This window comes from Curtobacterium sp. MCSS17_005 (assembly GCF_003234225.2).
GTDB classification, from domain to species: domain Bacteria; phylum Actinomycetota; class Actinomycetes; order Actinomycetales; family Microbacteriaceae; genus Curtobacterium; species Curtobacterium flaccumfaciens.
The window spans coordinates 1952163-1973753 of the sequence record NZ_CP126258.1; the positions used below are offsets into that span (position 1 = coordinate 1952163).

Here is a 21591-nt window from a genome sequence, read left to right on the forward strand (position 1 = left end):
TCTCCAGTCCGAAGCCGATGGTGGCAGCGCCGCCGTCGGTGTGGTCGACCCTATGGACGACGCGTGTCGGCCAACTGCAGCGCGTGTTACGTGTTGATTTCGCTTGTTGCGCGGTTCGTCGGACGTCGGACACGCCCGACGTTGGCGGTCCGGCCTCGGGTCGGCCAGGGTGGGCACGTGACCGCCCTGTCGACGACCACGCCCCCTCGGCTCGCTCCGCTGTACGCCGCGGGGTTCGTGACCGCCTTCGGTGCGAACGGCATCGCCGCGGCGGTCGGCGGCGAGCACCTCGAACTCGGTTTGACGCTCGCGTGGCTGGGGCTCTTCCTGGCGTTGTACGACGTCGCCGAGCTCGTCCTCAAGCCGGTCTTCGGCGCACTGTCCGACCGCATCGGGCCGCGACCGGTGATCGTCGGCGGACTCGTCGTCTTCGCGGCGGCTTCGCTCATCGGCGTCTTCGGGGCCGGCCCGTTCTGGCTCGGGCTCGCCCGTCTGCTGCAGGGTGCCGGCGCCTCCGCGTTCTCGCCGGCCTCGTCGGCTGCGGTCGCGCGCCTCGTTCCGGCGCACCGTCGCGGGACGTACTTCGGTCGGTACGGCTCGTGGAAGGGTCTCGGCTACGCCGGGGGACCGGTCATCGGTGCACTCGTGGTGCAGTTCGGCAGCACGCAGTGGCTCTTCGGGATCCTCGTCGTGATGGCCCTCGTGACGGCGGTGGCGGTGCTCGTCGCCGTCGAGCCGATCGTGCCCCTGCCCCGGCAGCGGGCAACACTCGCCGTGATGGTCCGAGCGGCCACGGACCGCCAGTTCCTGATCCCGGTCGTCGTCCTGGCCGTCGGTAGCGCTGCGATCGGCGCCCTGACGGGGATGCTCCCGGCGCTCGGCACCGAGGTCGGCATCCCGCTCCTGGTGTCGACACTCGCGGTCGCCGTCCTCGCGGTGACGTCGTCGCTCGTACAGCCCGTCGCCGGTCGACTGCACGACGCCGGGCGTCTCGGCACCGGGGTGGCGGGTGTGGCCGGGACGGCCGCGGTTGCCGCTGCGTTCCTGGTGGTCGCCGTCGCACCCTCGGCAGTGGCCGTCTTCATCGCGGCGCTGCTCGCCGGGGCCGGTGTCGCCACGCTGACACCCGTCGCGTTCGCGCACCTCGCCGGGACGACACCGCCGGATCGGCTCGGTCGCACCATGGGTTCAGCGGAGCTCGGGCGTGAGACCGGGGACGCCGTCGGACCGCTCGTCGTCGGTGGTGTCGGCAGCGCGATCGGGCTGCCGTTCGGGTTCGCGGCCTTCGCGGTGGTGGCGCTCGTCGGGACGCTCGTGGCATCGCGGTTGCCGTCGGCGGCTGCTGCTCGGCGGGACGCGTAGCCCGCCGGAGTCAGTGGCCTGTCTCGGCCTCGAGTGCTTGCCTGAACCGTCGTCGTCGGCGCTCCGATGCGCGGAAGATCGGTTCCGTCCATGAGCCAACGGTCGGTGTCGGCGGTAGCGTGAACAGCGGAACGACGGTACAGGGCTGTCCGACGAGGGGGCACCATGAAGATCTTGAGCACCGTGGCACGAGGACTGGGCTGGTTGCTCACGACGGTCGCGAAGACCATGGGCGGGATGCGGGGCGCGAAGCCGTTCACCGATTCGCACGCGGCGCAGGTCCCGCCACGTCGTGAGGACTACCGCCCCTAGGGCATCGCACCAGGCCGCTGGTTGGATGGTTGCATGCCCAACGCTCCCGGGACGGCTTCGCACCGGGGCGCAGTGGTCCTGCTCACCGTGCTGGTGATCGCGTCCTGGACGGCGACTGTCGTGCTCCCGCTCCTGGTGCTGCACTTGCTCCTCGGCGTCGACGCGCCCGCTGACAGGGCGTCGCCGATCGGGATCGGGTGGTTCGTGACACCAGCACTGACAGCAGCCGGGCTGACCGTGGGACTGGTCGTCCTCCGCCGATCGCGCAGGGCCGGAGCGCGTCAGCCGTCACCGTAGGATCGTCGAGCCGCATCCGGCGGAACGACGGGGAAGCACCTGATGGCACAGCAGACCGAACAGCGCATGCCGCGGGTCGTCACGATCGCCGTGGCGCTCTGGTGGGCGTCCGTCATCATCAGCCTCGTGGCCGCCGCACCTGGCATCGTCGTGTCCATGCGCGAAGCCGGCGGCGCGATCATCGGGGCTTCGCTCGGGCTCGTCCTCGTCCTCGCCTGGTCGGCACTGTTCGTGTGGCTGGCGGCGCGGATGGGACGAGGCTCCGGCAACGCGCGACTCTGGCTCGCGATCATCGCCGGGCTGACTGCCTGCAGCGCAGCGTTCGCCATCGCCACCGACGGTGTGGACTGGAGCCTCGTCGACGCCGTCTGCACCGTCGTCGCCGCGGTGCTCAGCTACCTGCCCAGCGCTCGGCCGTTCTTCCCGTGCGAGGAACGACGCCCGCGAGCGGCGGAACCCCGCACCATCGGGTGGGACCCGACGACGGGCGAACGCATCGTCGAGACGCCCCCGTCGGGCGACCGCGCGCACTGACGCGAACCCCGATCAACGGCCGGAGAACGCGCGTTCCCCATTGTGGGGGTACCGCCGGACTCGGCCGGATGGTTCCATTCAGAGGTCGGCATCCCCCGGGTGCCGAGCAGCCACGGACCGTCTTGCGTCGCAGTGAAGGTGGTCGCCGCTGGTTACGGTGACCACGAGGTGCCGTCGAGTCGATTCGGGTTCGACACGGCGGCGCCTCCCTCACACCGGGGGACCGTCCGACCAGGAAGCAGCACCATGCGATCGCTCGTCTACACCAGCACCCAGACCCGTCCGATCACGGATTCCGAACTCGCGCAGATCCTGGCGGTCGGCCGCGAGAAGAACACCCGGCTCGGCGTCACCGGCATGCTCGCGCACCGCGACGACAACTGCATCGGGATCATCGAGGGCGAGGACGACGTCGTCCGCGAGCGCTTCGACCAGGTCCGGGCCGACCCGCGGCACACGAACGTCCGGGTGCTGCTCGACGAACCGATCGCCCAGCGCTCGTTCCCGGACTGGTCGATGGCGTTCCAGTCCCTCGACCCCCTGATGCAGGACGTGCCGGGGTTCAGCGACCTGTTCAGCGCGGGTCGCCCGACCGATCCTGCGTTCGGTGCTTCCCGGGCTCGCGCCCTGCTGGACTGGTTCCGGAAGCACCCGCTGGCACCGCTGACGAACCAGAACGCCGCGGACGAGGAGGTCCCGCGCACCCGGGCGATCAACGGTGCGATCGCCGTCCTCCACGACGGCGGACTCTCACGCTTCTCGCTCGAGGGCGTCGCGGCCCGGTCGGGGATGCGACAGTCCGAGATCCTCGAGCTCTTCCCGTCCGAGCCCGCGCTGCTCGCCGCGGCCGTGATGCGGTGGACCCGCGCCGTGTCTGCACCGCTGCTGCCGCTCGCCGGTGAGAAGGGCACCGTGGCATTCCTGCACGCGCTGCTCTCCGCCCACGCCGAGGACCCGTCCCTCATGCGTCTGATCGCCGCGACGCTCGCCGTCTCGACCGACCCGTCGACGGATGGCGCCGACTACTACCGGTCCGCGTACCTGCAGTTCCGCGAGACCGTCCGCGCCGCGCTCCAGGAGGACGTCCGCGCCGGCCGCGAACCGGCGACGATGGACCCGGTCCGCGGTGCGCAGCAGCTGCTCGCCCTCTACGACGGCATCCGCCTGCAGGCGCTCCTGACGCCGGACACCGACGTCGTCGACGCGTTCGACCGTGCCGCCGCCCGGATGCGCCGCGGCTGGTCGGAGCAGTACGAGGAGACCACCGTCTGGGACATCTCCGCGCCGGCAGTGGACTGACGTTCAGCGCACCAGACGCACGGTCCGGGGGATCGGTCCGAACGCCGACTCCGCACCGTCGGGCGTGAAGCCGTTCCGCCGGTAGAAGGCGTGCGCCCGCGGGTTGTCCGCGGCCACCCACAGCGACGCCGGACGGTCGGCGAGCACGGTGTCGAGGAGTGCCTGGCCGGCTCCGGTCCCGTGCGCACGTGCCAGGACGTAGAGCGTCGTCAGTTCCTCGGGGCGGACGGCATCCGGCTCGGGAGTCACCTGCGCCGCGGCGAAGCCAACGACCGCAGTGCTGTCCAGGGCGACCTGGACGACCCCTCGGACATCAGGGCTCGCGAGCGTCGACCGCCACATGTCGACCCGGCGACCCGCGTCGAACCACGGGCTCGTGTCCGGGTCGTCGACGAACCGGCCGTACGTCTCTCGCCACGACACCGTGTGCACATGGGCGATCGCATCCGCATCAGCGAGTGTCCCCGGCCGGATCAGCGTCGAGACATCAGCATCGTTCCCCACTCGGTCAGGGTAGCGACCGGCGTCCGGTGCTCAGAGCTGGAGATCCAGGTCGAAGAACCCCGCACCGCCGAGGAACAGCGGCACGATGACCCCGAACAACGTCAGCGTCGCCCCGATCAGGATCGCCGCGAACGCGATGCCGTCACCCCGCTCACCGGTCAGTCGCACGTCGCGGCGCGCGATGAACCCGACGACGAGACCGCCGATCGGTGCCACGAACGCGAGGGCGATCGCCACCACAGCGAGCAGGCTCAGGGGCGGTAGCGGCACGGCTGCCGATGCGGGGGACCCGGCGGCGCTCGGCGCGGACTGGTCAGGAGCGAGGTCGGTCACGTCGGCCAGCCTAGGGTCGGCGTCGACCGCTCCGCGCACCCCTGATCGAGGCTCACGCCGGAGGCCGCACCGCTCCCTCGACGTAGCGAACGAGGGCCCCCCGCCGCCGATCGTGCTCGGCGGGGGAGTCCTCGGCCGTCGCGACCACGGTGATGGAGCCCTGGGCCCAGGTCGCCGCACTGGCGATGAGCAGTGCCCAGAGGTCGATCGGCTCGAGGTCGTCGCGCACCCGTCCGGCACGCTGTTCGGCCGCGATCTCCCGCAGGTGCTGCTCGTCGTGCTCCTCGAACCCCGGGTACAGGTATCCGGCCCCGTCCTGCTCGAGGCGCTTCCACACGAGCAGTCGCACGAGCGCCGGGTCGGCCAGGTAGTCGTCGTACAACCGTGCCGCGTACCCGGGCAGGTCGGCGGCGTCGAACGGCACACGGTCGCCGTTGCCGAGGACGTGGGCGCGGAAGACGGCGTCGAAGAGCGTGCTCTTCCCGCCGAAGTACGTGTAGATCATCGGCTTGCTCATGCCGGAACGCTCGGCGATGCGGTCGACTCGCGCGCCCGCGATGCCGTGCTCCGCGAACTCGGTGGTGGCCGCGTCGAGGATGCGGGCGCGGGTGTCGTCTGCGGTGCTCACGCTACCGATCCTACGGGGCTACCAACTAGTAGGTAGTATCGGGTTCATGCTCACCACCGCACTCGTGTCCGATGCGCTCCACGATCCCCTCCACCCGGCCCCGCTCCTCCGACGCGACCTCCGACCCGATGACGTCGACGTCCGCGTGACGTTCTGCGGGGTCTGCCACAGCGACCTGCACGCCCTCGCCACGCCACCGGAGCAGGGCGGGACGTTCCCGATCGTGCCGGGCCACGAGTTCGTCGGCGAGGTCGTGGCCGTCGGCACGGCGGTCACCGACTTCCGCGCCGGGGACCCGGTCGCGGTCGGCAACATCGTCGACTCGTGCGGCACGTGCGCGATGTGCCGCCGCGGGCAGGAGAACTTCTGCGTCGAGTTCCCGACGCTGACGTACGCGGGCCGGGACCGCGTCGACGGCTCCGTCACGGCCGGTGCCTGGGCCGGCCGGTACGTCGTGCGGGACCGGTTCGTGTACCACCGTCCGGCCGCGCTGGACCCGGCGTCCGTGGCGCCCCTGATGTGCGCCGGCATCACGGTCTGGGAACCGATGCGTTCCGTCGGGGTCGGCCCGGGGACCCGCCTCGGCGTGGTCGGGATCGGCGGTCTGGGGCACCTCGCGGTCCGGCTCGCGCGAGCGCTCGGCGCCGAGGTCACCGCGTTCACCACGACGCCGGCCAAGGCCGCGGACGCCGAGCGGCTCGGGGCCGACCACGTCGTGGTGTCGACAGACCGGGCAGCGATGCAGGCCGCACGCGGCTCCCTCGACGTCGTCCTCGACACCGTCGCCGTGGAGCACGACCTGGGCCCGTACCTCGGGGTGCTCGACCTGGACGGCACGCTCTTCAGCCTCGGACACCTCGGCCCCGTGACGGTCGCGACGACCGACCTGCTGATCGGGCGCAAGCGCCTCGCGTCGGCGGGCAGCGGCGGCCACCGCTGGACGCAGGACCTGCTCGACTTCTGTGGCGAGCACGGCATCGTCGCGGACGTCGAGGTCCTGCCCGCCGCCGCCGTCGCCACGGCCGTCGAGCGCCTGGCGCGCGGTGACGTGCGCTACCGCTTCGTGCTCGACCTCCTTGACCTCGACGTGCCCGAGCCGGCCTGACCCCGGGTGGCGAGCGGACCCTTCGGTCTCCGCCACGGACGGACGGGAGGCCCGGTGCCAGCTGGCACCGGGCCTCCCGTCCGTCCTGGGGTCGCGTCTCAGACGCGCACGGCGCGTTCGTCAGGGACGCAGTGCGTCATCATCAGGCCCTCGACGTCGCGGGAGCCGTTGTGGCCCAGGTTCGCCAGGCGGGCGAGCTCGTCGTCGCTGAGCGTCTGGGACTGCAGCGGGGGCAGGTTCCGCACCTCGTCGAGGGTGATGCCGAGGCCATCGCCGACGCGACGACCCAGGTCGTCCTCGACCATGTAGAAGTGCCAGAGCATGCGCTCCTGCACCGGACGGGCCGCCTGCGAGATGAGGTCGACGAAGTTCGCGACGAGCTCGTCGCGCTCCCAGTCCTGCAGGAGCAGGTAGCGCTGGCCGGCCTGGGTGTAGTCGTTCGTCCGGGGGATCCGCTTGCGGGTGAGACGCCCGACGATCTCTGGCCCCTGGTCGTCGTGGGTCGGGTACTCCGCCTCGCGCAGGCCGCCGGTGATCGACGGCTCGTAGTTGACGTACGGGTTCTCGCCGCCGTGGTCCTGATGGTACGCCATCTGTCCGTCGCGCTGGTTGGTCGCGACGGCACCGTTCTTCGGGGCGTTCACCGGCAGCTGCAGGTAGTTCGGGCCGACGCGGTAGCGCTGCGTGTCCGAGTACGAGAACGTGCGGCCGACGAGCATCTTGTCGTCGGAGAAGTCCAGGCCGTCGACGAGCACCCCGGTGCCGAAGGACAGCTGCTCGTTCTCGGCGAAGTGGTTCGTGACGTTGCGGTTCAGGACCATCTTGCCGACGGGCTTCGGCGGGAACTCGTTCTCCGGCCACACCTTCGTGTCGTCGAGCGGGTCGAAGTCGAGCTCGGGGTGGTCGTGGTCGTCCATGAGCTGCACGCGGAGCTCCCACTCGGGGTACTCACCACGTTCGATCGCCTCGTACAGGTCCTTCGACGCGTGCCCGAGGTCGCCGGCCTGCACGGCGGCGGCGTCGGCCTCGGTCATCGACGACACGCCCACCGACGGGATCCAGTGGTACTTGACGAGCTTGGTGTCGCCGTCCGCGTTCACCCACTTGTAGGTGTTCACGCCGAAGCCTTGCTGGGTGCGGTAGTTCGCCGGGATGCCGCGCGGGCTGAACAGGTTGACGAGCATGTGCATCGACTCGGGGGTCTGCGACATGAAGTCGAAGATGCGCGCCGGCTCCTGCCGGAAGGTCACGGGGTCGGGCTTGAGGGAGTGGATGACGTCGGGGAACTTGATGGCGTCGCGGATGAAGAAGACGCCGAGGTTGTTGCCCACGAGGTCCCAGTTGCCGTCCTCGGTGTAGAACTTCACGGCGAAGCCGCGCGGGTCGCGGGCGGCCTCGGAGGAGTCACGGCCGCCGATCACGGTGGAGAACCGGATCGCCAGGTCGGTGCGCTTGCCGGCCTCCTGGAACAGCTTCGCGCGGGTGTACTTCGCGATGGATTCGTCACCCCACGTGCCGGTGGCCTCGAAGTACCCGAACGCGACGGCACCGCGAGCGTGCACGACCCGCTCCGGGATCCGTTCGCGGTCGAAGTGGCTGATCTTCTCGAGGAACTGGTAGTTCTCGAGCGTCGCCGGGCCACGGGCTCCGACGGTGCGCTGGTTCTGGTTGTCGTAGACGGGGTGGCCCTGGCGGTTCGTCAGGATGCGGCGGTCGTCGCCCTCGGCGGGCGGTTGGCTGGAGACGTCGGTCATGTCTCGTCCTCTCTGCGGTCGCGGTCGGCTCGGGTTCCCGACCGAGTGTGGACCGGGGCGCGGGCACGCCCTCTCAGCGGGGTCGAGGACGCGGACGAGGACCGGTCGCCGGTGCGGCCGCCGCTGACGGCCCGCCAGTACTTCGCCGCTGACGGCCCGTCAGTACTTCGCCGCTGACGACCCGTCAGTACGAGGTGCGACCGGTGGCTGCTGCGCCGAGCACCGCGGCCGCACCGTGGGCCAGTAGGGTGCCGTCGGTGACGACGGCGACACGGTCGAACCCGAGTGCGCGGAGCCGTTCGGCACGGGCCAGATCGCCGGCGAAGGCGCCGGTGTGCTTGCCCGCCCGGCGGGCGGCGGCGACGATCGCGGGGAGTGCGCCGTCGTCGTGCAGCAGTGCGTCCAGCTCGATGCCCAGTCCGATCGACAGGTCGAAGGGGCCGACGAACACCGCCGAGACGCCCGGGACCGCCAGGATCTGCTCGGCGGCACGGAGGCCCTCGGGTGTCTCGAGCATCACCCACACCTCGGGGTCGGCAGCGTCGGCGGACGGTGCCGGGCCGCCCCAGAGTCCCGCCATCGGCCCCCAGCTCCGTCGGCCCCGCGGTGGGTAGTGCGCGGCACGGACGGCGTGCTCGGCCTGCTCGACGGTCTCGATCATCGGGACGATGACGATGTCGGCGCCGAGGTCGAGCGCACGGCCGATCGCTGCGTCCGAGCCCTCGGCGACACGAATCGCGACGGGGACCTGCGGAGCGACCGCGGCGAGCGCCGGCATCGTCGCCAGGAGCGTGGCGTCGTCGAAGGCGCCGTGCTGGGCGTCGAGACCGAGCCAGGCGAACCCGTTCTGCGCGATCTGCGCGGTGGTGCGGGGTTCGCCGAGCGTGCACCACACGCCGTCGGCGCGGCCGTCTCCGAGTGCTGGCACCGTGGTCCTCCGTCGTTCGTCGGCGCCATCGCTCGATCGCGGCCGTGCCGGTCAGGCTACCGGGGCGCGGGCGGGCGCTCGGCACGCGATGGTGCTTGACTCAGGGCGTCGGGCGACGAAGCCGGGGAGGCTCGCATGTGTCGGTGGCTGGGGTACGTGGGAGATCCGATCGAGCCGCGAGAGCTCATCTACGACACTGAGCGCTCGCTGATCGAGCAGAGTCGTTTCCACTCACCGGAGACCCCGGCTCCGAACGGTGACGGAACGGGTCTGGGGTGGTACGGACGGCGCGACCGACCGACCCTCTTCCGGAGTGCCGCGCCCGCGTGGGGGGACGAGAACCTCCGCGAACTCGCGTCCGAGGTGTCGAGCGGGCTGTTCCTGGCGCACGTCCGGGCGGCGACCGGCACCCCGATCCAGGAGACGAACAGCCACCCGTTCCGGTACGGCAACCGCCTGTTCGTGCACAACGGCTTCATCAGGGACTTCGCCGTGGTCCGTCGGCAGCTGCTCGCCGCGGTCCGCGACGACCTGTTCCCGTGCATCCTCGGATCCACCGACTCCGAACTCATGTTCCATCTCGCACTGACCTTCGGCCTCGAGGAGGACCCGGTCGGCGGGCTGGAACGCATGGCGGGGTTCGTGGAGTCGGTCGCGAGTGCTGCCGGGATCGAGGGCGCCCTGCAGATGACGATCGGGCTCACCGACGGCGAGACGCTGACGGCCGTCCGCTACTCGACCGCGGGGACCGCGAACTCGCTGTTCATCAGTTCGGACGTCGGATCGGTCCGGCAGCTGTACCCGGAGGTGGGGCGGTTGGCGCACATGCCCGAGAACGCGCGGGTGGTCGTCTCCGAGCCGTTGGTCGCGCTCCCGGGACTCTGGCGAGAGGTCCCGGCCGGCACGGCGGTGACGATCGGCACCGATTCCGTCGAGGTGCCGTTCCGACCCGTTCCACCCGAGTGAGAACCGCGTCGCTCACCGGGCGCGCTGTTCCGAGGTGTTCTTCTTCCGGGAGTTCAGCAGCGGCGCCAGGAATCGTGCGCGCGGGTCGGCGTCCACGAGGACGCCCTTGACCACGAGCGTGCACGGTACGGCGAGGACCGAACCGATCGGACCGAGGACCCAGGCCCAGAACACCAGGGAGACCACCGTCGCGGACATGCTGATCCCGACGACGTCACCGACGACCTTGGCCGGGACGATGGTGGTGACGACGGAGTTCAGCACGACGTAGACGATCACGATCACGATCGCCAGCTCGGGCCCGCTGTCGAGGAGCGCGATCAACGCCGGCGGCACCAGGCCGATGACGAACCCGACGTAGGGGATGAAGTTGCACGCGGCCGCAAGCACGCCCCACAGGACCGGGTACGGGACCCCGAGCGCAGCGAGCAGGACCGCATCGAGTGCCCCGACCACCACGGCCAGTGCGGTGGTGACCGCGAAGTACCGTCGGGTGAGCCGCGCCGACTCCGTCAAGGCTGCCGCGATCGCCGGCCGAGCACGTCGGATGCCCGCGAGCCGCTGATCGACCTGGGTCGCTTCGATCGACAGGAACAGGAGCAGTCCGAGGAAGAAGACGACCGTCGCGCCCACGCTGACCAGCGACGGCGCGACCGAGGCGGACCACCGCAGCAGGCGGTCCGGCGTGATGACGTCGGTGAGGCCGTGGGACTGTGCGTCGGTCAGACCGGCTTCCGTCAGCACCCTGTGCGCTCGGAGGACCAGCGTCTCGAGGTCGGAGCGGTAGGCACGGACGACCGCGGTGAGCCGCACGGCCGCGAAGGCGACGACGGCGACGAGCACCACGATCATCCCGAGCCCGGTGACGAAGGCGGCCGCGATGCCGACCACCGCGGGGGCACCGCGTGCACCGAGCCGACGAGACAGTGGGCGGGTCAGGACGACGATCACCAGGGCGAGGAGGCACGGCGCGACCAGCCACGAGAGCGCCTTGACCCCGGCGACGCCCAGGACGGCCCCGGCGACGACGACGGCGAAGGACGTCGTCGCGGTCCGGCGTTCCCCGTGGTTGGTCATCGGCGTCGGTGTGGGGTGTCCTCGCCGCCGACGGCGATCGTCTCGGAGCGCGGCGGGAGCCAGACGAGGATCCCCTCGAAGAGCTGGGCCGCGGAGAACAGCACGAGGAACACCGCGCTCGAGGCCGTCGCGGCACCCACACCGATGACCGGGTAGGAGATCAGTGCGACGGCGATGCAGATGCACAGGACCGCGGCGATGAGCGTCAACCCCCTCGCGACCGAGAACGTGGAGCCGGTGAGGATGACGGCTGCCTCGAGCACCCAGGCGATCGCGATCAGCGTGACCCAGGCACTGAGCTGGCCGGGTGGGTGCACGACGGCGACGACACCGGCGACGAGGACGAGTGTGCCGAGGACCCCGTGGATGACGCGACGGACGAGGGCCATCCCGTCTCCCACCTGTGCCCGGCCGATGCGGAGCAGGCCCGACAGCACCATGTACGAGCCGAGCAGGTGCACCTCGGCGTCGAGCGCAGCGGGTGGGCGGGTGAGGATCAGGATCGCGATGATGAAGCCGGCGATCCCGGTGATCACGAGCACCATGCCCTGCCGCGCCCGTCGTGGGGCCGGGCCACCACGTGCTCGGGCTCCGGCGCCGACGTGTTCCTCGCCTGTCCTCGACATACCCGTGCCTCCCGCCCGTGCGGAGCGGCGTCGCTCCTTGACGGGGTTCGTACACCGCTTCGCCTGGTCGGGTTCGGTCCCATGCGTGCGCATCGAAGGTGGACGACTCCTCAGGTTCGGGTGTAGGCCTGTCCGCAATACGGACTCCGAGCGCGGTCTCGCACCGCCAGCACCACCAGCACCAGTCGGGACCTCCAGGGAAGGTCGGGCGGACATGAGTGTCGACAGAGCGGTCGACGACGGGGCTGGGTCCTCGTCGGCGGTCGGCAGCAGGCTCCGCCTGGCACTCGGCGTCGTCGGGGTCGTCGGGATCCTCACCGGGCTGGCTGCGCTGGTCCTGCCGCACGCGACGCTCTTCGCGGTCGCGTGGGTGTTCGGGACCTACCTGGTGGTGTCCGGGGCAGCGATGGTGTTCCGCGCCGCGATGACGTCATCGAGGGTGTGGTGGCGACGCCTCGGGCTGGTCGTGCTCGGGCTGCTCGTGGTCGCCGGTGGCATCGTCGCGATCGTCCTCCCACCGATCGGCGTGCGCTGGGTGGCGTTGCTCATCGGGTTCGCCTGGATCCTCGAAGGCATCGCGATGGTGTACTCACCGGCGCAGGGGCACCGGGCCCTGACCGCGGTGCTCGCCGTCCTGAGCGTGCTGAGCGGAATCCTCGTGATCAACCTGCCCTTCCTGGGCGCGCTGCTGACCGTCGCCGCCGTGGGCAGCGTGCTCATGGTCTTCGGGGTCGTCCAGCTCACCGCAGCGTTCAGCTGGGGCCGTCCCGCCTCCACCACACCCGAAACGACCGTCGCAGCCGACCGGTAGCCGGACGACCGACTCCGAGCGACCCACGAGAGAGGGAAGCAGATGGCAGTGCAGGAGCAACAGGCGCCCGTGACGAGCGAGGACCGCACGCTGTCGGTGGTCGCACTCGCCGCCATGGTGGTCGGGTCGATGGTCGGGGCGGGCGTGTTCTCGCTCCCGCGCAACTTCGCCACCGGAGCCGGCGTCATCGCGACCGTCATCGCGTGGGTGGTGGCGGGCGTCGGGATGCTGATGCTCGTGTTCGTGTTCCAGGCGCTCTCGACGCACCGGCCCGACCTCGACGCCGGCATCTTCGCCTACGCGAAAGCGGGGTTCGGCAACTACCTGGGCTTCTTCTCCGCCTTCGGGTACTGGGCGAGCGCCTGCGTGGGCAACGTCACCTACTGGGTCCTGATCGGCTCGACCATCGGCTCCGTGCTGCCCGCCTTCGGTGAAGGGGACACGCTGCTGTCCGTGGCGGTCACCTCGGCCATGCTCTGGGCGTTCCACCTGTTCGTCCTGCGCGGGACGAAGAACGCCGCGGCGCTGAACACGATCGTGACCGTCGCGAAGCTCGTCCCGATCGTGCTGTTCCTGGTCGTCGGTGCGATCGTCGGCACGCACTGGGACACCTTCCAACTGAACCTCTGGGGCGGCGCCGAGCCGAGCGCGGGTGAGCTGTTCAGCCAGGTCCGTTCGACGATGCTCATCACGGTGTTCGTCTTCCTCGGCGTCGAGGGAGCCACCGTCTACTCCCGGTACGCACGTCGACGCGAGGACATCGGGCGGGCGACGCTCAGCGGGTTCCTCGGGGTCCTCGCCGTCTTCGCGCTCGTCACGCTGGTCTCGTTCGCCGCGCTGCCCGCCGCCGAGCTGCGGGGGTTGCGGCAGCCGTCGATGGCCGGCGTGTTCGGCGAGATCGTGGGCCCGTGGGGAGCCGTGCTGATCAACATCGGACTCGTCGTCTCGGTCCTCGGTGCGTACCTGGCGTGGACCCTGATGTCGAGCGAGGTGCTGTTCCAGGCCGCTCGGCAGGAGGACGCACCCCGGTTCCTGACCCGCGTGAACCGTCACGGCACGCCGTGGATGGCGCTGCTGTTCACCAGTGGCCTCATCCAGGTCTTCCTGGTGATCACGATGTTCTCCGACGACGCCCTGACGTCCATGCTCGAGCTCTGCAGCTCGCTGTCGCTGATCCCGTACTTCCTCTCCGCCCTGTACGCCGTGCAGTTCGGGATCCCACGGTGGTCGCGGCGCGCGCACGGCGGGGTCGAACCTGCCGGAGCGGTGGGCGGTCTCACCCGGAGACAGCTCGTCGCGGCCGTCGTCGCGGTCGTCTACACGGTGTTCCTCGTCGTGGCGGCCGGCCCCCAGTACCTGCTCCTGTCGTTCTTGATCTACGCACCCGCGACGATCCTCTACGTGATCGCACGTCGGGAGCGCGCACTGCGCGTGTTCACGACCGCCGAACGGGTCCTCTGCGTCCTGTCGGTGGTCGGTGCGGTCGCGGCGATCATCGGGCTCGGCACCGGCTCCATCACACTCTGAGAAGGGAACCCCCATGACCACGGAGACCACCACCACCACCGGCGACGAGACGTCCGCCGCCCCCGCGTTCGGCGCGTTCTCCGAGGTGGGCAGGCTGCGGAGGGTCCTGGTGTGCGAGCCCGGACTGGCACACGCGCGACTGACCCCGAGCAACAACGACGCACTGCTCTTCGACGACGTCCTGTGGGTGGAGAACGCGCAGGAGGACCACCGTGCGTTCGTCCGCGACCTCGAGGGCCAGGGCGTCGAGGTGCTGGAACTCCACCGTGTCCTCGAGGAGACCCTCGGCGTCCCGGGGGCCCGGGACTGGCTCCTCGAGCGCAAGATCACCCCCAACGAGGTCGGTCCGCTCCTCGTCGACGCCACGATGCAGCACCTCGGCGGGTACACCGACAAGGGCCTGGCCGAGGTGCTCATCGGGGGGCTGAACGTCGAGGACCTGGAACCGGACGGTCGTCCCGGCTACCTTCGCCTGCACGGGAACGCCTCGGCAGCGGACTACCTCATGCCGCCGCTGCCGAACATGCTCTACACCCGCGACACCACCTGCTGGATCAACGGGGCGGTGACGCTCAACCCCCTGTACTGGCCCGCTCGACACGACGAGACGCTGCTGATGAAGGCGATCTACTCCTTCCACCCGGCCTTCGCCCCGGCGCTCGACCACGTGGTGTGGGGCGACCCCGAGCGGGACTGGGGGCTCGCGACCTTCGAGGGTGGCGACGTCCTGCCGGTCGGCAACGGGGTCGTGCTGATCGGCATGAGCGAACGGACGTCACGACACGCGATCACGCAGGTCGCCGCCGCGCTGTTCGACCGGGGCGAGGCGGAACGGGTGATCGTCGCCGGGATGCCGAAGCTCCGGGCGGCGATGCACCTCGACACCGTCCTCACCTTCGCGGACGTCGACGTCGTGACCGTCTACCGGCAGATCGTCGACCACATCAAACCGTTCACCCTGCTGCCCGGCCGCACGGGATCGGTGCACGTCGTCGAGGAGACGGAACCGTTCCTCGACGTGGTCGCTGCCGCGATGCACATCGACGGCCTCCGCGTCGTGGACACCGGCGGCGACGAGTACGCCGCGGAACGCCAGCAGTGGGACAGCGCGAACAACGTCGTCGCACTCGAACCGGGTGTGGTCTACGCCTACGACCGGAACACGCTGACCAACGACCTGCTCTCCCGGGCCGGCGTCGAGGTCCGCACGATCCGGGGGGCCGAGCTCGGACGCGGACGAGGCGGTGGTCACTGCATGACGTGTCCGCTCCTGCGCGACCCGTTGCCCGCGTGAGCGCTCCACGGTCCGGACCCGAACCCGGCCGGGCCCGTTCCTGGCTCTTCTTCGGAGCGAGTGTGGTCGCCGTGCTCGCCGTCGGCACCCTCGCCGGCTGGATCGGGTCGCGGAACGAGGCGAGGACGGACGAAGCGGGGGCCGGCCGCACGACCACCGCGGCGGTCTGCAACGCCGCCGACGTCGCTCGACGGGTGCTGCCGAGCGTCGTGACCATCGAGGTCAGCTCGCCGAGCGGCGAGGGCTCGGGCAGCGGTGAGGTCATCGACCCGTCCGGGATCGTGTTGACCAACGACCACGTCATCGCGGAGGGAAGCGGTGGACGCATCAGGGTGCGCCTCGACGACGGTACGGAACTCCCCGCCGAGATCGTCGGTCGTGATCCGCGGACCGACCTCGCGGTCCTGCGCACCGAACCGGACCGCCGGCTGCCGGCGCTCGACTGGGGCGACTCGAATCGGCTCGTCGTCGGCGAACCCGTCGTCGCACTCGGCGCTCCGCTGGGGCTGTCGGGATCGGTCACCACGGGTGTGGTCAGCGCACTCGGGCGCAGTGTCCCGGTGCCGACGGCGGACGGCACCGGCACCACGGTGTTGACCGGTGCGATCCAGACGGACGCATCGATCAACCCCGGCAACTCCGGAGGTGCACTCGTGGACTGCGACGGACGTCTCGTCGGCATCAACACGGCGATCGCGACCGTGCCGACCACGAACGGCGAGGGCAGCGGCAGCATCGGGATCGGCTTCGCCGTCCCGGCGGCCGTGGCCAGGCAGATCGCCGAGGCGCTCCGCACGGACGGCGAGGTCGCCCACCCGACCCTCGGGATGCAGACCGTGCCCGTGGTCGTCCGACAACGGACCGGCGTCGTCGGTCCGGGGCTGCAGGTCACGGAGGTCACGGCGCGCGGTGCTGCCGACCGTGCGGGCATCGTCGTCGGGGATGTGATCACCGCCATCGAGGGCGTCGACGTACTCCATCCGGAGACGGTCACCTTCCTGGAGGCGACCAACGCGAGCGGCGACCGGTTCGCCGTCACCCTCGTCCATGACGGCCGAGAGCGCACCACGACCTTGACCCTCCGAGCAGCGACGACGCCGTGACGACGCCGTGATGACGCCGTCGAGGACGCCGTGCAGGACGCCGTGCGGAACGCCCACCGAGCACATCCAGAACGAAGGACAGAACGAGATGGCAGAACGAGAACCCAATCGGATCGTCGTCGGCTACGACGGCTCCGACGCCTCCGTCGGAGCACTGGCCGCCGCGTTGACGATGGCGGACCGGCTCGGGGCATCGGTGGACGTCGTGACGACGTGGCGGTGGCCGACGAGCTGGAGTGCGCCGCCGGCAGGGTCGAGCTGGTCGCCGTTGCACGATGCCGAGGAGATCCGTGCGCACGCGGAGGAGCAGATCGGGCAGGAACGGCTGGACGCCGGGACGGTCACGACCCGCAGCGTCGAAGGTGGCGCCGCCCAGGTCCTGGTCGAGTCGGCGGCGGTCGCGGCCCTCCTCGTGGTCGGCAGTCGGGGTCAGGGAGGGTTCCGCGGGCTGCTCCTCGGTTCGGTGAGCACGGCCTGCATGCAGCACGCCCCCTGCCCGATCATGATCCACCGGGACCCGACGCGGCGCGTCACCGGGTCGGGGACCATCGTTGTCGGGGTCGACGGATCGGGGGAGTCCTGGGAGGCGCTCCGGTTCGCGGTGACCGTGGCCAGACGCCTCGGTTCCTCCGTCCGCACCGTCACGAGCTGGGAGTGGCCGAGGACACTGAACCGTGACGAACCCCCGTTCGACCACTGGTCACCGGACGGGGACGCGAAGGCGACGGCGGCGAGGGCGCTCGACGTCGTGGCGGACCTGGGGGGCGACGACGTCCAGGTCACCAGCGAGACGGCCGAGGGCCCCGCGGCGGAGGTCCTCATCGAAGCCGGTCGCGACGCAGCGTTCCTCGTGCTCGGCAACCGCGGGCTCGGAGGGTTCCGCGGGCTGCTCATCGGCTCGGTCAGCCAGGAGTGCGCGCAGCACGCCACCTGCCCCGTCGTCGTCCACCGAGCGTGAGTCCGGACGATGCACACCGCCGTCCGCTGGGAGCAACAGGGACCGAAGTCGTGGGTGGCGCGCGACCACGGGACCAGCCTGGGGCTGGTGCTGCACGTCCGTGAGCGGTTCCTGGCGTTCGACCAGGACGACCGGCCGCTCAGCAGCGCAGTGTCCCTGGCAGCGGCACAGCAGCTCGTCGCCGGTGCCGTCCGCTCGAGTGCCCCTGCCCGACGGGACACCGTCGCGGTGGTGCTGTCGGTGCTCGCGGCACTGACCGTCGGGGGAGCGGCCGTCGTACTCGCCGCCCGCGCCCTGATCTGAGCGGCGATCGTCACGGCGCGGTGCACCGGCGCACGCACGCCGGGTGCACCGGTACCGTTGCGTCCGTGAACGACGACCCCGATGCCGCCATCGCCCAGCACGTCCACCACGCCTGGGACGGTTCCCTGCGCCTGGTGCACATCACGATCTCGGACGAGGACGGTGACGCCTACCCCGGACAGGACGTCGACCGGTGGGTGATCGACGTCCGCGTCCCGATCACCGACGACGACGAGACCGAGGCGGTCTCCGTCGCCGAGGTCACCGCGTTCACGAGCCGGGCACCGGAGTCGCTCGAGGCACTGGTCCTCGGCTACCAGGTGTCCGACGTCGCCGGGTCCTTCGCGTCCGCCGTCGCCGCGCAGGACGCGACAGGGGAGACGTTCTTCTCGCTGCAGACCCACGCCGCCGAGATGCTCGGCAAGCCCGACCTGCTCGCCGTCGACCGGCTCACGGTCCGTCCCACGTACCGGGGGCTGCCCGGACTGGTGCCGGCGATCGTCGACGCCGTCCGCCACGGTCCGGCCGGTCGCACCGCATCCTGGGTGCTGACGGACCCGACGGTGTGGGACGTGCCGTTCGGCGAGGACGACCGGTCAGCCGGCGCGTTCGTGCAGTGGGCCGACACCGCGGTGCTCACCTCGATGAACGCAGCGCCGGACGACCTGGAACGCCTGTCGCTCGTGCCGCCGGCCGGTGGCATCGTGATGGGGTCCCGGTCGGACGAGGTGCACCTCGGCGACGCGATCGACCACGCGATGACGCAACCGGCGATCGCGGTGCCGTTCGACCTGCCGCCGAAGCTCCCCGCCAGCATCTGGGCCGCCGCGCCCGAGGACGTCCACGGCGTGCACCCGGACGAGACCACCGGGTCGATCACGGTCGAGACGCACGACGAACAGCTCGAGGTCGTCGGTTCGCCCGGCACCGCACCGCAGCTCGTGGGGATCTCGGCCTCGGCCGACGCCGCGACCCAGGAGTGGCTCCGCACCGTGCACCAGCGCTGGTGGCAGTACGAGCCGGACCTGCACGCCCGCATCCACGACGTCGTCGACGAGTACCTGTCCACCGGACACATCGAGTCGGCGTCGGACGAGCTCGCCGGGCACCTGCACGCACCCGACCTGCCGCCGTACCGGACGGAGTGGCCAGGCACCGGCACCGTCGTGCTCGAGGAGCTCGGCGAGGACACCGAGCCCATCGTCTTCGACGCCGTGCTCGAGGACGGCACCCGGCACGAGCACATCGGCGTGGTCGTCGTGCACGAGTCCGGACACGTCCGCGCGTTCCTCCACGACGAGTGGGAGCCCGGGTTCCCGGCCGCCGAGGCTGCGGTTGCGCACCTCATCAGCCTGGGTGCCGGCGAGTTCTTCGCGGACGCCCTGCACGACGAGCTGTCAGCGGGTGTCGAGCACGCGATCCTGACGGGTGACGTCCGCGGCCACTGACGGCCCGGCGAAACCGGCCCACGGCCCGGCCAACCGGCACACCCGGATCGGTCAGCCCAGCCGGGCCCGCCGGTTCACACCGGGCGGTAGATCGCGATCGGCGGGGTGTCGTCGTCGCCCGCGTCGTGGGCGTCGCCCGTCGCGAGCCAGGTGCGGCCCTCGTGCTCGATCGTGGTCGGCAGGTCGCCGTGCACCAGGATCCGGATCGCGGGGGCGTCGCCGTCGACCAGGTCGACGCCGTGGGCCTCGGTTCCGCCGGGATTGTCGTGCACGTAGCTCATGGTCCGATCGAACTCCGTCGACCTGACGGACGGCCCGCGCCGCGCCGGACACGCCCGGAACCTTCACCGGAACCGCTGATGCCGCCCGTCATCGGGTAGAGTCATCTCCGCACGGCCAGCACGGCGTGTGAATGCGGATGTGGCGCAGTGGTAGCGCATCACCTTGCCAAGGTGAGGGTCGCGAGTTCGAATCTCGTCATCCGCTCAGAACAGGAAGACCGGAACCCCCGTCGCTCGGAAGAGCGGCGGGGGTTCCGTCGTTTGGGGGGCGTCGCAGCACCGAAGGCGTGGGGGCCCGGCGGGCGCAGGCTTCGGGTACCCGCGCCCACCGGGCGCGGAGGCGACCCTGCCCCCACTGGGACGTGCCGGGTGGGTGGCCCGGCGCAGTTCCGAGGATGTATCCGGAGCGGTCCCCCGTTCGGGTGGGAACCAGATCCAGGGTTGCGGGAACCCGCAAGAAAGCCGCACGACCCGCCGCGCGAGCCTTGTGCTACTCGATGCCGTCCGGTATGGAAGCCGCCATCGTGCGTGCACCGGGCAACCCCACCCACCGCCGGGCTCCGGACTCGACGACCGTGACGAGCACCGTGTCGCACCCGCGGCAGCGCGCCACCGACCCCATCGCGGAGCGGTAGACGGTGGTCTGCCCGAGCACCCCGAGTGACCCGCACCCGGCGCACCGCAGGGCGACCACGGTCGGCTCGGGCCCCAGGCTGTCGGCCAGCGTCCCCGCCAGCGCGTTGCCGTCCACGACGACCATCAGTTGCCCCCGAACCGCTCGGCGCGGACGTCACTCGTGTCGTGCCCGAGGTCGGTGAGCCAGCGCAGCACCTGCTCGACGAACGGCGTCGACCCGCACACGTAGACCAGGGCGCCCGCGTCCGGCGGGATCACCGCGGCAGCGAGCGCGTCCCGCGTCAGCCGTCCGGCCGGCACGGTCGAGCCTGGAGGCGCGGTGCGGCTGTACACGTGGGTCACCTCGAGCGGTGCCCGGCTCGCGAGCGCCTGGTCGAGTTCCGCACGGAAGAACACGTCGTCCGGTGTGCGGACGGCCGCGAGGAGCCGGAAGGGCGCCGGGTCGTCCGCCTCGGCGTGGGCGGTCACCATCGCGACGAGCGGCACGATGCCGGAGCCGCCGGCGATGAGCTGCACCGGACGGGTGGACTCGCCCGGCCGCCAGACGAACCAGCCGCCCAGGGGTCCGTGGACCTCGAGCGCGTCGCCGACCTCGACGGTGTCGACGAGGAACGGGGAGACCTCGCCCCCGTCCACCCGGTCGACCGCGAGCACGACGTCGGTCGCGGGGCCGGCCGACGCGATCGAGTACGAGCGCTGTGCCTGGTAGCCGTCCTCGGCGGTCAGTCGCAGGTCCAGGTGCTGCCCGGGGTCGTTGCCCGGCCAGGTGGGGACGTCGAGGACGATCCGCCGCGCGTTCGTCGTCTCGCGGCTGACGGACGCGACGGTGGCGGCGTGCCAGGCCGGTCGCCTGCGGGTGGCGGGACGAGCGACGGGGGTGATCCGTGCCTCCAGGCCGGTGTCGGGGAGCGTCACCAGTACCGCTCTTCCTTCCACGGGTCGCCGTGCAGGTTGTAGCCCGCGTTCTCCCAGAAGCCGGGCTCGTCGTCGGACTGCATGACGATGCCGCGCACCCACTTGGCGCTCTTCCAGAAGTACAGGTGGGGGACCAGCAGGCGGGCGGGCCCACCGTGCTCGGGCGTCAGGGGCTCGCCGTCGGCCTCGAACGCGATCCAGGACTTGCCGTCGAGCAGCTCGTCGAGCGGGACGTTGGTCGTGTAGCCGCCGTAGCTGTGCACCATGCAGTAGTCGAGTTCGGTCTCGACGTCCGCGAACAGGCGGTCGAGCGGGACACCCCGCCACGGCATGTCGAGCTTGGTCCAGTGCGTGACGCAGTGGATGTCGACGGTGACGTCCTCGACGCCGAGTGCGTGCACCTCGTCCCAGGTCCACTGGTGCAGGCCGGACTCGGTGCGGATCGAGAAGGCCCAGTCGGTCGGCTCGATGTCGGGCGTCGCCCCCGCGGACAGGACGGGCCAGTCGCGGACCAGGGTCTGACCGGGCGGGATGCGGGTGTCGTCGCGGTCGTCGCGTCGACCGCCGAACCCGCGGGTGAACGTGGCCAT

At 71.1% G+C, this 21591-nt stretch carries 25 protein-coding genes and 1 tRNA gene; 15 read left to right on the top strand and 11 right to left on the bottom strand.

The features are described from left to right. The first annotated feature begins 177 nt into the window (after nt 1-177). The 5 genes from DEJ20_RS09415 (at nt 178) to DEJ20_RS09435 (ending at nt 3804) form a co-directional block, all read left to right on the top strand. On the top strand, nt 178-1362 hold the full coding sequence (locus DEJ20_RS09415) for an MFS transporter (RefSeq protein ID WP_181431625.1): 1185 nt from the start codon (nt 178-180) through the stop codon (nt 1360-1362). A gap of 165 nt (nt 1363-1527) precedes the next feature. Continuing rightward, complete coding sequence (locus tag DEJ20_RS09420; RefSeq protein WP_181431624.1) at nt 1528-1674, top strand: hypothetical protein; 147 nt, start codon at nt 1528-1530, stop codon at nt 1672-1674. A gap of 33 nt (nt 1675-1707) precedes the next feature. Continuing rightward, nucleotides 1708-1971: a hypothetical protein gene (locus tag DEJ20_RS09425; protein ID WP_146245482.1), complete on the top strand. Its 264-nt coding sequence runs from the start codon at nt 1708-1710 to the stop codon at nt 1969-1971. 42 nt (nt 1972-2013) lie between these two features. Next, nucleotides 2014-2505: a hypothetical protein gene (locus DEJ20_RS09430; RefSeq protein ID WP_111236299.1), complete on the top strand. Its 492-nt coding sequence runs from the start codon at nt 2014-2016 to the stop codon at nt 2503-2505. Nucleotides 2506-2751: 246 nt separating this feature from the next. Next, nucleotides 2752-3804 carry a BLUF domain-containing protein gene (locus DEJ20_RS09435; protein ID WP_111236298.1) on the top strand — a complete coding sequence of 351 codons (1053 nt, stop codon included), beginning with the start codon at nt 2752-2754 and terminating at the stop codon, nt 3802-3804. A 3-nt stretch (nt 3805-3807) separates the two neighbouring features. Here the strand turns inward: DEJ20_RS09435 and DEJ20_RS09440 are convergent, their stop codons facing one another. From DEJ20_RS09440 to DEJ20_RS09450, 3 genes are read right to left on the bottom strand one after another with little or no spacing between them, the layout of a single operon-like run. Further along, entirely contained in the window at nt 3808-4308 is a 501-nt protein-coding gene (locus DEJ20_RS09440; RefSeq protein WP_220035026.1) for a GNAT family N-acetyltransferase, read from the bottom strand. Between the two features lie 30 nt (nt 4309-4338). Further along, nucleotides 4339-4641, bottom strand: a complete 303-nt coding sequence (locus DEJ20_RS09445) for a DUF4190 domain-containing protein (RefSeq protein ID WP_111236297.1) — start codon at nt 4639-4641, stop codon at nt 4339-4341. Nucleotides 4642-4693: 52 nt separating this feature from the next. Then, nucleotides 4694-5269 carry a TetR/AcrR family transcriptional regulator gene (locus tag DEJ20_RS09450; protein WP_111236296.1) on the bottom strand — a complete coding sequence of 192 codons (576 nt, stop codon included), beginning with the start codon at nt 5267-5269 and terminating at the stop codon, nt 4694-4696. Between the two features lie 46 nt (nt 5270-5315). Here DEJ20_RS09450 and DEJ20_RS09455 point away from each other — a divergent pair, with 46 nt between their 5' ends. Beyond that, a complete protein-coding gene (locus tag DEJ20_RS09455) occupies nt 5316-6374 on the top strand; it encodes an NAD(P)-dependent alcohol dehydrogenase (protein WP_111236295.1) in 1059 nt (352 codons plus the stop codon). A 98-nt stretch (nt 6375-6472) separates the two neighbouring features. Here the strand turns inward: DEJ20_RS09455 and DEJ20_RS09460 are convergent, their stop codons facing one another. After that, on the bottom strand, nt 6473-8128 hold the full coding sequence (locus DEJ20_RS09460; RefSeq protein ID WP_111236294.1) for a catalase: 1656 nt from the start codon (nt 8126-8128) through the stop codon (nt 6473-6475). Nucleotides 8129-8312: 184 nt separating this feature from the next. After that, nucleotides 8313-9056 (bottom strand): HpcH/HpaI aldolase family protein, encoded by a 744-nt coding sequence (locus DEJ20_RS09465; protein WP_111236293.1) that lies wholly within the window; start codon nt 9054-9056, stop codon nt 8313-8315. 156 nt (nt 9057-9212) lie between these two features. Between DEJ20_RS09465 and DEJ20_RS09470 the strand changes: the two genes are divergently transcribed. Further along, nucleotides 9213-10022 carry a class II glutamine amidotransferase gene (locus DEJ20_RS09470; RefSeq protein ID WP_258377244.1) on the top strand — a complete coding sequence of 270 codons (810 nt, stop codon included), beginning with the start codon at nt 9213-9215 and terminating at the stop codon, nt 10020-10022. Nucleotides 10023-10034: 12 nt separating this feature from the next. Here the strand turns inward: DEJ20_RS09470 and DEJ20_RS09475 are convergent, their stop codons facing one another. Together DEJ20_RS09475 and DEJ20_RS09480 are read right to left on the bottom strand one after the other, a co-directional pair. After that, complete coding sequence (locus tag DEJ20_RS09475) at nt 10035-11099, bottom strand: AI-2E family transporter (protein ID WP_111236291.1); 1065 nt, start codon at nt 11097-11099, stop codon at nt 10035-10037. Continuing rightward, nucleotides 11096-11725 carry a DUF308 domain-containing protein gene (locus tag DEJ20_RS09480; protein WP_181431623.1) on the bottom strand — a complete coding sequence of 210 codons (630 nt, stop codon included), beginning with the start codon at nt 11723-11725 and terminating at the stop codon, nt 11096-11098. The genes DEJ20_RS09475 and DEJ20_RS09480 overlap by 4 nt, the downstream gene beginning before the upstream one ends. A gap of 214 nt (nt 11726-11939) precedes the next feature. On the opposite strand from DEJ20_RS09480, the gene DEJ20_RS09485 reads away from it, so the two are divergent. The 7 genes from DEJ20_RS09485 (at nt 11940) to DEJ20_RS09515 (ending at nt 19169) form a co-directional block, all read left to right on the top strand. Continuing rightward, nucleotides 11940-12536 carry an HdeD family acid-resistance protein gene (locus tag DEJ20_RS09485; protein ID WP_181431622.1) on the top strand — a complete coding sequence of 199 codons (597 nt, stop codon included), beginning with the start codon at nt 11940-11942 and terminating at the stop codon, nt 12534-12536. A gap of 42 nt (nt 12537-12578) precedes the next feature. Continuing rightward, the gene (locus tag DEJ20_RS09490; protein WP_111236288.1) at nt 12579-14063 is read left to right on the top strand and encodes a basic amino acid/polyamine antiporter; all 1485 of its coding nucleotides are present in this window, start codon (nt 12579-12581) and stop codon (nt 14061-14063) included. Between the two features lie 13 nt (nt 14064-14076). Next, nucleotides 14077-15357 carry an arginine deiminase gene (locus tag DEJ20_RS09495; protein ID WP_111236287.1) on the top strand — a complete coding sequence of 427 codons (1281 nt, stop codon included), beginning with the start codon at nt 14077-14079 and terminating at the stop codon, nt 15355-15357. After that, entirely contained in the window at nt 15354-16460 is a 1107-nt protein-coding gene (locus tag DEJ20_RS09500; RefSeq protein WP_181431621.1) for a S1C family serine protease, read from the top strand. The genes DEJ20_RS09495 and DEJ20_RS09500 overlap by 4 nt, the downstream gene beginning before the upstream one ends. A gap of 88 nt (nt 16461-16548) precedes the next feature. Next, nucleotides 16549-17418 carry a universal stress protein gene (locus DEJ20_RS09505; RefSeq protein ID WP_181431620.1) on the top strand — a complete coding sequence of 290 codons (870 nt, stop codon included), beginning with the start codon at nt 16549-16551 and terminating at the stop codon, nt 17416-17418. A gap of 9 nt (nt 17419-17427) precedes the next feature. Then, complete coding sequence (locus DEJ20_RS09510) at nt 17428-17721, top strand: hypothetical protein (RefSeq protein ID WP_111236284.1); 294 nt, start codon at nt 17428-17430, stop codon at nt 17719-17721. A 65-nt stretch (nt 17722-17786) separates the two neighbouring features. Beyond that, complete coding sequence (locus DEJ20_RS09515; protein ID WP_111236283.1) at nt 17787-19169, top strand: hypothetical protein; 1383 nt, start codon at nt 17787-17789, stop codon at nt 19167-19169. Nucleotides 19170-19243: 74 nt separating this feature from the next. Here DEJ20_RS09515 and DEJ20_RS09520 read toward each other — a convergent pair whose 3' ends face one another. Next, a complete protein-coding gene (locus DEJ20_RS09520) occupies nt 19244-19450 on the bottom strand; it encodes a hypothetical protein (RefSeq protein ID WP_027465565.1) in 207 nt (68 codons plus the stop codon). 133 nt (nt 19451-19583) lie between these two features. Here DEJ20_RS09520 and DEJ20_RS09525 point away from each other — a divergent pair. Next, a tRNA-Gly gene (locus DEJ20_RS09525) sits at nt 19584-19655 on the top strand. Between the two features lie 285 nt (nt 19656-19940). Here DEJ20_RS09525 and DEJ20_RS09530 read toward each other — a convergent pair. The 3 genes from DEJ20_RS09530 to DEJ20_RS09540 are packed head-to-tail and all read right to left on the bottom strand — an operon-like array spanning nt 19941 to nt 21591. After that, complete coding sequence (locus tag DEJ20_RS09530) at nt 19941-20210, bottom strand: DUF6510 family protein (protein ID WP_111236282.1); 270 nt, start codon at nt 20208-20210, stop codon at nt 19941-19943. After that, nucleotides 20210-21001: a ferredoxin reductase gene (locus DEJ20_RS09535; RefSeq protein WP_111236281.1), complete on the bottom strand. Its 792-nt coding sequence runs from the start codon at nt 20999-21001 to the stop codon at nt 20210-20212. The genes DEJ20_RS09530 and DEJ20_RS09535 overlap by 1 nt, the downstream gene beginning before the upstream one ends. Continuing rightward, nucleotides 20998-21591 (bottom strand): molybdopterin-dependent oxidoreductase, encoded by a 594-nt coding sequence (locus DEJ20_RS09540; protein WP_027465568.1) that lies wholly within the window; start codon nt 21589-21591, stop codon nt 20998-21000. The genes DEJ20_RS09535 and DEJ20_RS09540 overlap by 4 nt, the downstream gene beginning before the upstream one ends.

Excerpts from the sequence above, each read along its gene's own strand:
- DEJ20_RS09420 (WP_181431624.1), top strand. The coding sequence starts at position 1,528 with ATGAAGATCTTGAGCACCGTGGCACGAGGACTGGGCTGGTTGCTCACG.
- DEJ20_RS09425 (WP_146245482.1), top strand. The coding sequence starts at position 1,708 with ATGCCCAACGCTCCCGGGACGGCTTCGCACCGGGGCGCAGTGGTCCTG.
- DEJ20_RS09430 (WP_111236299.1), top strand. The coding sequence starts at position 2,014 with ATGGCACAGCAGACCGAACAGCGCATGCCGCGGGTCGTCACGATCGCC.
- DEJ20_RS09435 (WP_111236298.1), top strand. The coding sequence starts at position 2,752 with ATGCGATCGCTCGTCTACACCAGCACCCAGACCCGTCCGATCACGGAT.
- DEJ20_RS09455 (WP_111236295.1), top strand. The coding sequence starts at position 5,316 with ATGCTCACCACCGCACTCGTGTCCGATGCGCTCCACGATCCCCTCCAC.
- DEJ20_RS09460 (WP_111236294.1), bottom strand. The coding sequence starts at position 8,128 with ATGACCGACGTCTCCAGCCAACCGCCCGCCGAGGGCGACGACCGCCGC.
- DEJ20_RS09475 (WP_111236291.1), bottom strand. The coding sequence starts at position 11,099 with ATGACCAACCACGGGGAACGCCGGACCGCGACGACGTCCTTCGCCGTC.
- DEJ20_RS09480 (WP_181431623.1), bottom strand. The coding sequence starts at position 11,725 with ATGTCGAGGACAGGCGAGGAACACGTCGGCGCCGGAGCCCGAGCACGT.
- DEJ20_RS09485 (WP_181431622.1), top strand. The coding sequence starts at position 11,940 with ATGAGTGTCGACAGAGCGGTCGACGACGGGGCTGGGTCCTCGTCGGCG.
- DEJ20_RS09490 (WP_111236288.1), top strand. The coding sequence starts at position 12,579 with ATGGCAGTGCAGGAGCAACAGGCGCCCGTGACGAGCGAGGACCGCACG.
- DEJ20_RS09495 (WP_111236287.1), top strand. The coding sequence starts at position 14,077 with ATGACCACGGAGACCACCACCACCACCGGCGACGAGACGTCCGCCGCC.
- DEJ20_RS09505 (WP_181431620.1), top strand. The coding sequence starts at position 16,549 with ATGGCAGAACGAGAACCCAATCGGATCGTCGTCGGCTACGACGGCTCC.
- DEJ20_RS09510 (WP_111236284.1), top strand. The coding sequence starts at position 17,428 with ATGCACACCGCCGTCCGCTGGGAGCAACAGGGACCGAAGTCGTGGGTG.
- DEJ20_RS09520 (WP_027465565.1), bottom strand. The coding sequence starts at position 19,450 with ATGAGCTACGTGCACGACAATCCCGGCGGAACCGAGGCCCACGGCGTC.
- DEJ20_RS09530 (WP_111236282.1), bottom strand. The coding sequence starts at position 20,210 with ATGGTCGTCGTGGACGGCAACGCGCTGGCGGGGACGCTGGCCGACAGC.
- DEJ20_RS09540 (WP_027465568.1), bottom strand. The coding sequence starts at position 21,591 with ATGGCCACGTTCACCCGCGGGTTCGGCGGTCGACGCGACGACCGCGAC.